The organism is Pseudarthrobacter sp. (assembly GCF_036675385.1).
In the GTDB taxonomy this organism is placed as follows: Bacteria; Actinomycetota; Actinomycetes; order Actinomycetales; family Micrococcaceae; genus Arthrobacter.
Genome location: NZ_JAKFFD010000148.1, coordinates 40,302 through 52,628, shown reverse-complemented (window position 1 = coordinate 52,628; position 12,327 = coordinate 40,302). Strand labels below are relative to the sequence as shown.

At 64.3% G+C, this 12,327-nt stretch carries 13 protein-coding genes, 1 tRNA gene and 1 pseudogene; 9 read left to right on the top strand and 6 right to left on the bottom strand.

Going from position 1 to position 12,327, the window contains the following annotated elements:
- The first annotated feature begins 120 nt into the window (after nucleotides 1-120).
- Nucleotides 121-1,026, top strand: a complete 906-nt coding sequence (locus V6M49_RS11880; RefSeq protein WP_141140621.1) for a PAC2 family protein — start codon at nucleotides 121-123, stop codon at nucleotides 1,024-1,026.
- Here the strand turns inward: V6M49_RS11880 and mshC are convergent.
- Both mshC and V6M49_RS11870 read right to left on the bottom strand, forming a co-directional pair.
- The gene (gene mshC, locus V6M49_RS11875) at nucleotides 1,023-2,300 is read right to left on the bottom strand and encodes a cysteine--1-D-myo-inosityl 2-amino-2-deoxy-alpha-D-glucopyranoside ligase (RefSeq protein ID WP_332761227.1); all 1,278 of its coding nucleotides are present in this window, start codon (nucleotides 2,298-2,300) and stop codon (nucleotides 1,023-1,025) included. The two genes, V6M49_RS11880 and mshC, sit on opposite strands and share 4 nt — an antisense overlap.
- Nucleotides 2,301-2,315: 15 nt before the next feature.
- Nucleotides 2,316-3,149: an undecaprenyl-diphosphate phosphatase gene (locus tag V6M49_RS11870; protein ID WP_104061480.1), complete on the bottom strand. Its 834-nt coding sequence runs from the start codon at nucleotides 3,147-3,149 to the stop codon at nucleotides 2,316-2,318.
- A 50-nt stretch (nucleotides 3,150-3,199) separates the two neighbouring features.
- Here V6M49_RS11870 and V6M49_RS11865 point away from each other — a divergent pair, with 50 nt between their 5' ends.
- Entirely contained in the window at nucleotides 3,200-4,135 is a 936-nt protein-coding gene (locus V6M49_RS11865) for an aldo/keto reductase (RefSeq protein ID WP_332761226.1), read from the top strand.
- Between the two features lie 74 nt (nucleotides 4,136-4,209).
- Here the strand turns inward: V6M49_RS11865 and V6M49_RS11860 are convergent, their stop codons facing one another.
- Nucleotides 4,210-4,476 carry a hypothetical protein gene (locus tag V6M49_RS11860; protein ID WP_056339953.1) on the bottom strand — a complete coding sequence of 89 codons (267 nt, stop codon included), beginning with the start codon at nucleotides 4,474-4,476 and terminating at the stop codon, nucleotides 4,210-4,212.
- 39 nt (nucleotides 4,477-4,515) lie between these two features.
- Here V6M49_RS11860 and V6M49_RS11855 point away from each other — a divergent pair, with 39 nt between their 5' ends.
- Nucleotides 4,516-4,749: a DUF5703 family protein gene (locus V6M49_RS11855; RefSeq protein ID WP_056339951.1), complete on the top strand. Its 234-nt coding sequence runs from the start codon at nucleotides 4,516-4,518 to the stop codon at nucleotides 4,747-4,749.
- A 50-nt stretch (nucleotides 4,750-4,799) separates the two neighbouring features.
- On the opposite strand, the gene V6M49_RS11850 is transcribed toward V6M49_RS11855, so the two are convergent.
- Nucleotides 4,800-5,960, bottom strand: a complete 1,161-nt coding sequence (locus V6M49_RS11850; RefSeq protein ID WP_332761225.1) for an acyl-CoA dehydrogenase family protein — start codon at nucleotides 5,958-5,960, stop codon at nucleotides 4,800-4,802.
- Nucleotides 5,961-5,972: 12 nt separating this feature from the next.
- On the bottom strand, nucleotides 5,973-7,277 hold the full coding sequence (locus V6M49_RS11845; RefSeq protein ID WP_104061477.1) for a M20/M25/M40 family metallo-hydrolase: 1,305 nt from the start codon (nucleotides 7,275-7,277) through the stop codon (nucleotides 5,973-5,975).
- Between the two features lie 172 nt (nucleotides 7,278-7,449).
- Between V6M49_RS11845 and V6M49_RS11840 the strand changes: the two genes are divergently transcribed.
- The 3 genes from V6M49_RS11840 (at nucleotide 7,450) to V6M49_RS11830 (ending at nucleotide 8,727) form a co-directional block, all read left to right on the top strand.
- A tRNA-Leu gene (locus V6M49_RS11840) sits at nucleotides 7,450-7,532 on the top strand.
- A gap of 74 nt (nucleotides 7,533-7,606) precedes the next feature.
- A complete protein-coding gene (locus V6M49_RS11835; RefSeq protein WP_332761224.1) occupies nucleotides 7,607-8,221 on the top strand; it encodes a hypothetical protein in 615 nt (204 codons plus the stop codon).
- Between the two features lie 203 nt (nucleotides 8,222-8,424).
- Nucleotides 8,425-8,727, top strand: coding sequence for a DUF4193 domain-containing protein (locus tag V6M49_RS11830; protein WP_056339942.1), 303 nt, complete (start codon nucleotides 8,425-8,427; stop codon nucleotides 8,725-8,727).
- 99 nt (nucleotides 8,728-8,826) lie between these two features.
- On the opposite strand, the gene V6M49_RS11825 is transcribed toward V6M49_RS11830, so the two are convergent.
- On the bottom strand, nucleotides 8,827-9,291 hold the full coding sequence (locus V6M49_RS11825; protein WP_141140616.1) for a GatB/YqeY domain-containing protein: 465 nt from the start codon (nucleotides 9,289-9,291) through the stop codon (nucleotides 8,827-8,829).
- Between the two features lie 124 nt (nucleotides 9,292-9,415).
- On the opposite strand from V6M49_RS11825, the gene V6M49_RS11820 reads away from it, so the two are divergent.
- From V6M49_RS11820 to V6M49_RS11810, 3 genes and pseudogenes are all read left to right on the top strand, one after another.
- Complete coding sequence (locus tag V6M49_RS11820) at nucleotides 9,416-10,153, top strand: M50 family metallopeptidase (protein ID WP_332761223.1); 738 nt, start codon at nucleotides 9,416-9,418, stop codon at nucleotides 10,151-10,153.
- Between the two features lie 10 nt (nucleotides 10,154-10,163).
- Nucleotides 10,164-11,176, top strand: a pseudogene (locus V6M49_RS11815) (glutathione S-transferase C-terminal domain-containing protein).
- A gap of 38 nt (nucleotides 11,177-11,214) precedes the next feature.
- Nucleotides 11,215-12,324: a serine hydrolase domain-containing protein gene (locus V6M49_RS11810; RefSeq protein ID WP_332761222.1), complete on the top strand. Its 1,110-nt coding sequence runs from the start codon at nucleotides 11,215-11,217 to the stop codon at nucleotides 12,322-12,324.
- Nucleotides 12,325-12,327 lie beyond the last annotated feature (3 nt).

Sequence of the window (12,327 nt, the reverse complement as noted above, 5' to 3'; positions counted from 1 at the left end):
CAGCCGGTGGATACGCCCTCGGCGAATATCAGCATTGCCTTCGGGCGCGCACGCGCCCCGGCGCACTTTTTGGCCCTTCATTCAATGCGTCGCGCCGGTTCTTGGACGTAGGGTGATGAGATGAATAGCTTCGACGGAGACACCGCGGAACCGGGTGCCGCACCTGAACCGGAGCAGTTCCTGCTGCCAGTGGCGGACGGGGAGCGCATTACTGTGATGCTGGCCGCGTTTGAAGGCTGGAACGATGCCGGCGAAGCCGCCAGTGATTCCTTGCGCTACCTGAACAGGGTTTGGGGCGGCAAGAAGGTCGCGTCCATTGACGCCGACGAATACTACGATTTCCAGTTCACGCGTCCCACGGTCCGAAGGAACGCCTCGGGGGAACGCAAGATCAAGTGGCCCTCCACGCGGATCTACAAGGCCAGTGCGCCGGATTCGAACGTGGACGTCATTTTCGTCCAGGGCATTGAGCCGTCCTACAAGTGGCGGGCCTATACGGCGGAACTGCTGGTCCACGCCGAAGCGCTGAAGGTGGACTACGTGGTCCTGGTGGGGGCCCTTCTGGCAGACGTTCCGCACAGCAGGCCGATTCCGGTCAGCACCTCCTCTGACGACGCTGCGTTGCGGGAACGCCTCAACCTTGAAGCATCCCAGTATGAAGGTCCCGTCGGCATCGTCGGAGTACTGTCCGAAGTGTCCCTCCTGGCGGGCCTTCCTACTGTTTCCCTCTGGGCAGCCGTCCCGCATTACGTGGCCCAGGCCCCGTCACCCAAGGCGCAGCTGGCTCTCCTGCACCGGGTCGAGGAATTGATCCAGGTCCCGCTGGACACGCACGAACTGGCGGAAGAGGCAGCTGCGTGGGAGCGCGGCGTCGATGAGTTGGCTACCGAGGATCCTGAGATCGCCGCGTACGTCCGCCAGCTGGAAGAGGCAAAAGATACGGCCGATCTTCCGGAGGCGAGCGGCGAATCCATTGCGCGGGAGTTTGAGCGCTATCTCAAGCGTCGGGGCCGGGACAAGCCCTAAAGTACGACGCCGAGCAAGGCGTCCAGGGCGTCCCTGACCAGGGCCTGATCATGCTGGCTGCCCGCTGCCGCGGCGGAGTCCGCCGAGGCAGCCCAGCGGTCAACAGCTTCCAGGGCGGCCGGTGCGTTCAGGTCAGCTGCAAGGGCGGACCGCATTTCTGCGATCAGGCCGGGGGCCGATCCTTCCGGCGAGGTGGCGACGGCGCTGCGCCACGCAGCCAGGCGGTCCTTCGCGGCTTCAAACCCTTCACCGGTCCAGGACCAGTCTGAACGGTAATGGTGGGCCAGGATGGCCAGGCGGATGGCAGCCGGATCTTCTCCCTCGGCCCGAAGTTTGGACACCAGGACCAGGTTGCCCTTGGACTTGCTCATCTTTTCGCCGTCCAGGCCCACCATGCCGGCGTGGGCATAGTGGTGGGCCAGCGGCACTTCGGCGAGGGAATAGGCGTGACCGGCGCCCATCTCGTGGTGCGGGAAGATGAGGTCAGAGCCGCCGCCCTGGACAGTGAAGGGAGCCGGCAGGTACCGCTGGGCGATGACCGTGCATTCGATGTGCCAGCCAGGCCTGCCCTGGCCCAGCTCGCCGCCCGGCCAGCTGGGCTCGCCGTCACGGGCAACCCGCCAGAGCAGGGGGTCCAGGGCCTGCCGCTTGCCGGCCCGGCCCGGGTCGCCGCCGCGTTCGGCGAACAGTTCCAGCATTTCGGCTTCACCGAGGCGCGAGATCGAGCCTAGGGTCCAGGCGTCCGGCGCGACCGACTGCTTGCCGGCAGCTTCGACGTCGTAGTAGACGTCGCCGTCGGGCTCCCCTGCCGTACCAGGGACGCGGTAGGCCAGCCCCAGCCGGACCAGCCGTTCGATGGCCGGAACAATGATGTCAACTGATTCAACGGCCCCCACGTAGTGGTCCGGCGAGAGGACGTTCAGGGCCTCCATGTCGGTCTGGAAGAGTTCAATCTGGCTCGCGGCCAGGTCCCGCCAGTCCACACCGGTGGCGGTCGCGCGCTCCAGCAGGGGGTCGTCGACGTCGGTGACGTTCTGGACGTAGGAAACCTGCTGGCCGGCGTCACGCCAGGCCCTGTTCAGCAGGTCAAAGGCGACGTAGCTGGCCGCATGGCCCATGTGGGTTGCGTCGTAGGGAGTGATCCCGCAGACGTACATGGATTGCTCTCCCCCGGACCGGAGCGTGACCTCACTCCCCTTAGCGGTGTCGAACAGCCGGATGGCAGGCATGGCGCCGGGCAGCGCAGGGACAGGGCGGGAGGTCCAGGATTTCACAGCCTAAGCCTACGGCTAGGCGCTGATGACATTGAAACCGAGCAAGAGATACAGGGCCAGGCCCAGGAAGATCCGGTACCAGACGAAGAGCCGGTAGCTTCGGGTGGAAATGAACTTGAGGAACCAACCGATGATCACGTAGCCCACCACCAGGGCGATGACAGTGGCCAGCGCCGTCTCCGGGAGGCCGTAGGGGCCGGTGATGCCTTCCTTGGAGACCACTTTGTACAGCTGGTAAAGGCCGCTGCCGAACACAGCCGGGATAGCCAGGAGGAACGAATACCGCGCGGCGGCTTCGCGGGTGTAGCCCATCAGGAGACCTGCGGTGATGGTGCCGCCGGATCGCGACACACCGGGAATAAGAGCCAGGGCCTGGGCGAAGCCGTACAAAATGCCGTGTTTGTAGGTGAGCTGGGTGAGGTCCCGGTCCTGCTTTCCGATCGCGTCGGCCACGGCCAGAAAGAGCCCGAAGACGATCAGCATGGTGGCGACGAGCCACAGGCTCCTCAGCACCGACTCGATCTGGTCCTGGAACAGGAGACCCAGCACGATGATGGGGAGGCTGCCCAGGATCACCAGCCAGCCCATGCGGGCATCCGGGTCCTGCCGGGAGACTCTTCCGGTCAGCGATCCCGCCCAAGCCTTGACGATCCGCACGATGTCGCGCCAGAAGTAGATCACCACCGCCGTTTCGGTGCCAAGCTGCGTGATGGCGGTAAACGCGGCTCCGGGATCGGATGCGTTGGGCAGGAACTGCCCCACAATCCGCAGGTGCGCGCTCGATGAAATCGGTAGAAATTCGGTAAGTCCCTGCACTAGGCCCAGCAGGGCCGCCTCAAACCAGTTCACGCTAAGACCCTACGTCATGGACACTGTTGATTCCCCGTAAGCTTGCAGCTATGCAGCAGCGTTACGTCGGCAACAGTGGATTGCGAGTCTCCGCCCTTTCCCTCGGCACCATGTCCTGGTCCGGCGATACCGACGAACAGGACGCCTCGGAGATATTGCGGACATTTATCGATGGTGGCGGAAAACTCATAGATACCGCGGCGTCTTACTCCGAAGGCCGCGCCGAGGCGATGATCGGCTCTCTCCTGGGTGACGTCGTCTCCCGCACCGAAGTCTGCATTTCCACCAAGGCGGGGATGACGACGTCGGAGGGCCGGCGCACGGTGGACACGTCACGTAACGCGATGCTCACCGGCCTGGACGCAAGCCTGGCCAGGCTGGGGACTGACTACGTGGATATCTGGTTTGCCCAGGCATGGGACGGCAACGTTCCGCTGGACGAGACCCTGTCCGCGCTTGAATTCGCGCTCCGGAGCGGCCGCGCCCGCTATGCGGGGATCTCCAACTTCAACGGGTGGCAAAGCGCCAAGGCAGCGGCGGTGGCCGGATTTCCGCTTGTAGCCGCGCAGGCTGAATATTCGCTCCTGCAGCGAAAGGCGGAAGCGGAACTGGTTCCCGCCGTCGAAGATGCCGGCCTGGGACTGATGGCCTGGGCTCCGCTGGGACGCGGCGTCCTGACCGGCAAGTACCGCGGCACCATTCCCGCCGGTTCCCGGGCGGCAAGGACAGACTCCGCACCCTACGTAGAGCCGTATCTGGAGGCGCTGCCGTCCAGCGTGGTGGAAGCCGTGGCCATGGCGGCCAAGGGCCTGGGCCGGACACCGCTGGATGTCTCGCTGAGCTGGCTGTTGTCCCAGCATGGCGTGGCCACGGCCATCGTGGGGCCCAGGACTCCCGTGCAGGCGAAAGAAATCATGGCGGCCCAACTGACCAGGTTGCCGCCCGAAATTGCCCGCGCTCTCGAGGACGTTTCCCTGCCCGGCTGAGTTTCCGTGCCCGGCTGACGCGCCGTTCAGGGCCGCGGCGTTAGGTCGTTGCCCGCGATGGCGGCGTGGAGTTCTCAGTCCTCGAGGATTTCCAGGTCCTCGTCGTCATCGATGCCGGCTTCATCGTCCTCGTCTTCTTCATCATCGAAGACCTGAAGGGGTGTAACTTCGCTGTAAGCCTCGTAGAGTGCGTCTTCATAAACCTCGAAAGCATCCGCGACCGCAAAAAAAGCCGCTTCCACCGCGGGATCGCCATCTCCACGCCGGTTGGATGCTGCTATAAGGTGTTCTTCCAAGGCGGTTGTCAAGGACTGAAGCGCGACACGCGGATCGATGCTCATGCCTTCACGTTAGCCGGAAAAGGACGAAAATGGAGAGCAATGAAGGAACATTTTCTCACCAGCTCGGTCCAGCGCGAACGGGACATTCTTAGGCAGTACGAGTACCTCGTCCTGACGGTCAGCCCTGACGATTCGCTGCCTGACGCCAGGCGCCGGCTTGTGGAGCATTCCGAGTACGGCAAGTGGGAGCTGGAACGCAGCAAGCTGTATTTGGGCGGCGGCAGGCGCTTCTGGCTCCGCCGCCGGGTGATGCAGGTCCAGCGGACCGTGTAGGAACTGTCCGGCCAGCGGACCGTATAGGGATTAACGGGCCAGTGGCCTGTTCAATCCGCCAGCGGACCCAGCCATGCGTTCGCCACGGTGTTGTGCGCCGACTCATCGTCTGATGGGTGGAACATCCCCGCCAGCACGTCCCGGTACAGGCGTTCAAGCTCCGACCCACGAAAGTAGCTGGAGCCGCCACTCACCCTGATGGCCAGGTCCACAACGCGGCGGGCCGTTTCAGTTGCATTGACCTTCAGCCCCACAAGTTTGGGAAACCACTGTGGCCCGTGATCAACGAGCGCATCCACATCGCGGCTGACGGTCAGCAGCTGGGGGTAGAGGTTATCCATGGCCATGGCGGCCTCCGCGACCTTCCAGCGGATATCCGGATCCTGCGCATAGCTGCGGCCGGCGTTCTTGAAGGACGTGCGGCGCTTGACGGCCTCGACACCCAGGTCCAGGGCACGTTCGCCAATGCCGGTGTACACGGCAGCCAGCAATGTCTCGAAGCACGCGAAGATGGCGAAAATCAGCGGATCGGCGTTAGGTCCCACCGGGAGTTTGCGGAAGATCCTCTCCGGCGGGACCTCGGCGCCGTCCAGGACGGTGGTGTTTGACTGGCTGGCCCGCATGCCCAGGGTGTTCCAGTCATCCAGGATGGCGTAGCCCGCGGCCTCCCGGCTGATGAACCCGTGCACCAGCTCCCCTTCGCCTTCCCTGGCCTGGGCGTCCTTGCCGAAGATTCCCAGCCGGGTCCAGGCGGGCGAAAGACTCGTGAAGATCTTGGTACCCGTGAAGCTGTACGCCCCGCCCGGCAGGGGAACGGCTGCCGTTTTTGAATCAAAAAGTACCGAATCGTTGCCAGCCTCGGAATTGCCGAAGGCGAAGACCTCGCCGTGGGCGGCCTCCTGCAGGACGAAGTCCAGGGAAAGGTCGCCCCGTGCGGCCAGGACGTGCGCAACGCCGGTCCAGACCAGATGCATGTTGATGGCCAGGGCGGTGGCCGGGGCCGCCGTTGCCAGCCGCCGCTGGCACTGTGCTGCCGCCTCCAGCCCAAGCCCCAGGCCGCCGTCGGACGCCGGCACAAAGAGCCTGAGGTAGCCGGCGGCGGTCAGCTCTTCGAGGTCTTCAAAGAAGAAGGTGTTGTCCCGGTCATAGCCCGCAGCACGGCCGCGGATGGCCTGGAGCAAGGGCTCCGGCAGGACTTCCTCGGGAGTCATGTCCGGGCCGGCTCAGTAATTGGTGAGGAGCGTGTTGAGCACCCTGGCGCCGAACTTCAGCGAATCCACCGGAACCCGCTCGTCCACACCGTGGAACATCCCGGTGAAATCGAGATCATCGGGCAGCTGGAGGGGAGCGAAGCCGTAGCCGGTGATACCGAGCCGGCTCAATGATTTGTTGTCCGTGCCGCCGGAGAGCGTATAGGGAAGCACTTTCGCCCCCGGATCCTCGGTGTGCAGGGCGTCGATCATGGAATCCACCAGGTTTCCGGCGAACGGGACCTCAAGCGAGACGTCGCTGTGAACGTAGCTGACGTCGACACCCGAACCGGCAAGCTCCCGCACGACCTCCAGCACGTGGTCCTGCTGGCCCGGGAGCGTCCGGCAGTCCACCAGGGCCTCAGCCGATTCGGGGATGACGTTGTGCTTGTAGCCGCCCTTGAGCAGCGTGGGATTGGTGGTGTTCTGCAGGGTTGCCCCCACAAAGCGCGCCACGGTGCCGAGCTGGTCGAGCAGGCGGTCCGGATTATCGGGATCGAATTCCACGCCCGTGAGTTCGGTCACGCCGTCCAGGAACTGCCGCGTAGTGGGCGTCAGCTCAATCGGCCACTTGTATTCGCCGATCCGGGTTACCGCCGCAGCCAGCCGGGTGACGGCGTTGTCCGTATTGATCTGGGAGCCGTGGCCAGCCCGGCCGTGCGCCACCAGCCGGAGCCAGGAGATGCCCTTCTCAGCCGTCTGCAGGAGGTAGGTGCGCTGCCCGCCGATGGTTGCCGAGAAGCCGCCTACCTCCGAGATGGCTTCGGTTGCGCCTTCGAACAGCTCGGGCCGCTTGTCGACCGCGTAGCGGGCGCCGTACTCACCGCCGGCTTCCTCGTCGGCGAAGAAGGCAAAGATAATGTCGCGCTTGGGCTTGCGCCCGGATCTGGCCAAATCCCGCATCACAGCAAGGATCATGGCGTCCATGTCCTTCATGTCCACGGCGCCGCGGCCCCAGATGAGTCCGTCTTTGAGTTCCGCGCCAAAGGGATCCACCGACCACTGTTCACGCAGGGCGGGCACTACATCGAGGTGCCCGTGCACCACCAACGCGCTGGCGGACGGATCCTCACCGGCCATCCGGGTCACAACACTTGCGCGGCCGGGCGCCGACTCGAAGATCTCGGCTGCGAGTCCTACTTCCTCGATGAGCCCGGCCGTGTATTCCGCGGCCACCCGCTCCCCAGGACCCGAGCCGTCACCGTAGTTCGACGTATCTATCCGGATGAGTTCCTGGCAGATCCGGACAACTTCATCCTCAGCACGGATGTCAGACATAGAAACTCCTTGGGCAGTGGGAAGGCTGCAAACAACCTGCGTTCTCGTGTGTCCTCAGCCTACCCATCAGCCCCGATTCCATGTTTTCGGAAAGTTCGTGTTAGAGTTTTTCTCGCTGCTTCGGAGAAAAGCGAAACGCTGAAAGGCGGAAACGATCTCCGAATTACCACCTGCGCGGGTGGCGGAATGGCAGACGCGCTAGCTTGAGGTGCTAGTCCTCGAAAGGGGGTGGGGGTTCAAGTCCCCCTCCGCGCACAAATGGGAAAACCCCTGAAATCCACGGATTTCAGGGGTTTTTTCTGTTTCCGTCGACGGCCTAAGCTGGAGCCGTGAATCCAACCCCGCCGCCTGGCCCGCTTGACGTCGTCGTCCACTCCGGGCCGGCCGACTGGTGGGTAATCCTTGCCGGGCTTGGCCCCTTGGCTGTCCTGGTCGCGGCCCTGCTGGCCTTCTACATCAACTGGCGCACCCTGGCCCAGCGCACGTCAGCCGATAAGACAGCGCTGGACCAAAAACGCGAAGCCGACGAGCAGGCGCTCCGGCAGAAGACCGAGGCGGACAGCCGGGCGGAATGGTGGCGACGCACCCAGTGGGCCCTGGACCGCGCCCTGGATCAGGATGAAGGAACCAAGGCCCTGGGGCTTGCGACCTTAAACGTCCTCGCAGGCAGTGAGCTGGCCCGTGCCGAGGAGCTTGAACTGTTCGACGCGGCGTGGGAGTACGTGCCTGGCGGGGACGACAGTGACTGGACCGTGAGCGCAGGGTCCCCTGAACACAGGGACGTCCACGCACGCCCGAATGCCGCCTCTGTGCCGGACAGGAAGGTCACCCCTGCCAAGCACCGGGTTCAGGTGGCCGCCGCCCGGCTGCGCGTGACGCTCGACGAGCGCCTGGGGCGGATTACCCCGCCTCAGACCACGGCCTTGGCTGAGGAACTTGACTAGGTCTCGCGGCTGGGCCGCCGTGCGCTGACTTTCAGCCCCGGGCGCCATGGTGCCCAATGTCACCCGACACCGATCCCAGCGGGTGTCCGCACGGAAATATTGGCGCCGCAAAGAAATTTTCTTGCCAGGCTATTGGGGAATACCCGCCGGATGCTGTACGTTGCATACGCGACAGACGAACCAAAGAAAAGAGATACACCTAAGTGGCAACCGATTACGATGAACTTCGCTCCGACGTCAAGGAGTCGCAGGACAACTCACTCGAGGCACTGCAGTCCGCCAATGCTCCGGACGCCCGCAGCGTCGTCCTCGAGCTCGATGAGGCCGACGGGCTGGATGGCGCCGGCGTTCCGGGAGGCGAATTCGTTGCCGAGGAACTGGTCGTGCAGGTTATCCCGCAGGCTGAGGACGAGTTCACGTGCTACTCCTGCTTCCTGGTCCGGCACCGCTCCCAGATTGCGCGGCAGAAAGACGGACACAGCTACTGCACTGACTGCGAAGGCTGATTCAAGAAACCCGGAAATTCTTCCGTGGCGGCCGAGTTCCGCCAGCAGGAAGTTAAGGCACGCCCACGTTTAGTAGGCGTGCCTTTCCTGTTAACTGGCTCAGGCGAGACGGCTGCGGACGATCTCGCTGACCGCCTTGCCATCGTAGCGTCCGGCGACTTTGGCCGTGACAGGCTTCATCACGGCGCCCAGCTGACGCATTCCGGGCTCCACCCCTTCGTTCCGCAGCCCGGCAATGGTCTCGTCAACAATCGCCTCGACTTCGGCTGTTGTCAGCGGCTGCGGCAAGTACGCTTCTATGATTTCGGCCTCGGCGAGCTCGGCCGCGGCCCGCTCGGATTCTCCGGCTTCCATATAGATCCTTGCGGTGTCACGTCGCTTTGCAGCCTCTTTCTGCAACAACGAGGTCACCTGGGCGTCGTCCAGGACAATGGGCGTCTTTCCCGACTTCTCCCGTGTTTCGATCTCGCCCAGGACATTACGCACCGTTGTCAGGGCGGTTTTGTTCCGCTCCTTCATGTGCACCACAACATCAGCGTGCAGGCGTTCCTTCAAAGTGGTCACGGCATTCCTCGATTCGTTGAGCGCCCCAGGGCGGCAGGGCGGCAGGACAGTGGTGAACCATCCCTCTAGTACCGTAGAGGGCTATGGCTGACAATCACTACTCCCGGCCCGGCGGGAAACGACCTTGATTCCCGAGCAATTGTGGCAACGGACCGTTGAAGCCTTCAGCCGCGCCGCCATCCCCCAAGTCACGGTGGCCGAACTGGCTGTGGTGCTGGCGCTGGCAACTGCATTGTCCATCCCCCGTGCCACCTGGAAGTACTTTGGGCTCCTGGCCACCGCCACGCACGAACTCGGCCATGCTTTCGCCGCCGTCATGAGCGGCCAAAGACTGAGCGGGATCCGGCTCCGGTTGGACCACTCAGGCACAACCACCAGTTACAGCCGGGGCAAGGCCGCCGCCGTCTGGTCCGGATTCTGGGGCTATCCTGTACCTGCCCTGACCGGCGCTGCCCTGGTCACCTCCGGTTTTGCCGGCTGGGGTCCGGCCGCCTTGGCCACAGGCACCCTTATCCTCCTGGTTTCGCTCGTGTTCATCAGGAACTTCGCGGGACTGCTGATCACAGGCCTTGCCGTCGCAGGCGGCGGCGTGCTGGTCCTGGTTGTGCCCAGCAGCTTCACCGGCCATGTTGCAGTCGTGCTTGGCGTGGCCCTGCTTGTGGCCGCCGTCCGGGATCTCGCGAAGCTCACCAATGTGCACCTGCGGCGCCGTGACAGGCTGGCCAGTTCCGACGCGTATATCCTTTACCGCGCAACGTCCATACCCTCCGGCATCTGGATCGCGCTCTTTGTCGCCGTTATTGCCGGCTCCTGGCTGGTCGCCTGGCAGCCCATCTCGGCAATCCTGACCGCCGGAGCCTAGGCTGGTCCGCATGAGCCAGGAATCTCCTAGCGGGCCACAGGCCACGAACGCCACCCCTGCCGACAGCACGGACACCAGCACCGAACACAGCACCCTGGGCGCATATGTGACAGACGGTGCCGAGTTCAACCGGGACACGAATTACATTGAGGACCGGATCACCCACGACGGCCGCCCCGGCGTCAACGGCGAGCCGGGGTGGCCAGTGGAAGCTGGTCGGTACCGGCTGATTGCGGCGCGGGCATGCCCGTGGGCGAACCGGGCCGTGATTGTGCGTAGGCTCCTCGGCCTGGAGGACTCCATCTCCCTTGGCCAGCCCGGCCCTACCCGCATTACCCGCGCGGCATCACGGTGCAGCGGTCGTTGATATTGCCAGCGGCGCGGTGGTCACCAACAACTTCCCTCAGATCACCCTGGACTTTGCCACCGAAATGGACCCGTTTCCACCGGGTCGGAGCGCCTGACCTTTACCCGGAACACCTCCGCGCCGAAATTGACTCCGTCAACAAGCGCGTCTTCACCGAGGTCAACAACGGCGTCTACCGCTGCGGCTTTGCGGGCTCCCAGGAGGCCTACGACTCGGCCTACACCAGGCTGTGGGCCGCGCTCGACTGGCTCGAGGAACGCCTCACCGGACAGCGGTACCTCGTGGGTGACACCATCACGGTGGCGGATGTCCGCCTGTTCACCACCTTGGCCAGGTTCGATGCCGTCTAGCACGGGCATTTCAAGTGCAACCGGCAGAAGCTGACCGAGCTGCCGGCCCTGTGGGGCTACGCGAGGGAACTTTTCCAGACTCCCGGTTTCGGAGACACGATCGATTTTGTCCAGATCAAACAGCACTACTACATCGTCCACGAGGACATCAATCCCACCCGGATGGTGCCGCAGGGTCCTGATCCGGCGGGCTGGCTGGAGCCCCATGGCAGGGAACCACTGGGTGGCCGGCCGTTCGGTGACGGCACTCCCCCGGGGCCGGTGCGCCCCGGCGAAGAAGTTTCCCCCGGCCATGGAGCGGCTTAGGATCGGGAAAGCGCTTGCTAACCGGTTAGGCTAGCCCCATGCAGAAATCTTTTGGCTTTGCAGCACCCGGTTATGAAGGCGTTTTGGATCTGTTTGAGGCCCTTCTCGCCGCGGATCCGCAGTACAGCGCCCAAGTGGCGGCCTACCGGGACGGCGTGAAGATCGTGGACCTGTCCGGCGGGCCCCACATCACCGCCGATTCCGTTACGGGGGCGTATTCAGTCTCCAAGGGCGTGGCGGCGCTGGTGATTTCGCTGCTCGTCCAGGACGGGCTGCTGGACCTTGACCGGACGGTGGCGCACTACTGGCCCGAGTTTGGTTGCCATGGCAAGGACCGTTTGCTGGTGCGTGAAGCCCTGTCCCATCAGGCCGGCCTGATGGGAGTCGAGGGAGGCATCGCCCTGGACGAATTCACCACCTCCCTGGCCGCGGCAAGGTTGGCAGCGACGAGCCCCGCATGGCGTCCCGGCAGTTGCTTCGGATACCACGCCCTCACCATCGGAATCATTATGGAGGAACTCTGCCGGCGGGTCACGGGAGCCAGCCTGCAGAGCCTCTATGAGCAGCGCATCCGCACGGCCTTCGGCATCGACTTCTTCCTGGGGCTGCCCGAAGAGCTGGAACCGCGCTACCGTGACGTCCTCTACGACGTCGATCCCCTTCAGCCATGGCTGGATCCGCTGAGCCTGGAGGGGCTTAACAGCAACGCGGCAGTCAGCACAATCATGGAACTACCCAATCAACGGGCCGTCCGCGCCGCGGGGATGAGTGCCGCCGGCGGTGTGGGTACGGCGGAGGGCCTGGCCAGGCTCTACGCCGCGGCCATCACCGGTGTGGACGGCCGGGACCCCTTGTTGACCCCTGAGACCGTCAGTGCCATGTCCCAGGAGCAGGTGTGGGGCCTGGACCGCCTATCCGGACTGGACAACGCCTTTGCCGTGGTCTTTATGAAGCCGCACGTGTCGCGGAATTTCGGCAGCCACCGCGCGTTCGGCCACGAAGGAGCGAACGCTGCCCTGGGGTTCGCCGACCCCGCGTACGGGCTCGGCTTCGGATACATCCCGCAGCGGGCCGAGGACGGACGCACACAGGGCAAAGCTCATCGGCTGGCTGCTGAGGTCCGGCGGGCGTCGTCGGCCTTGTCCTAGTAC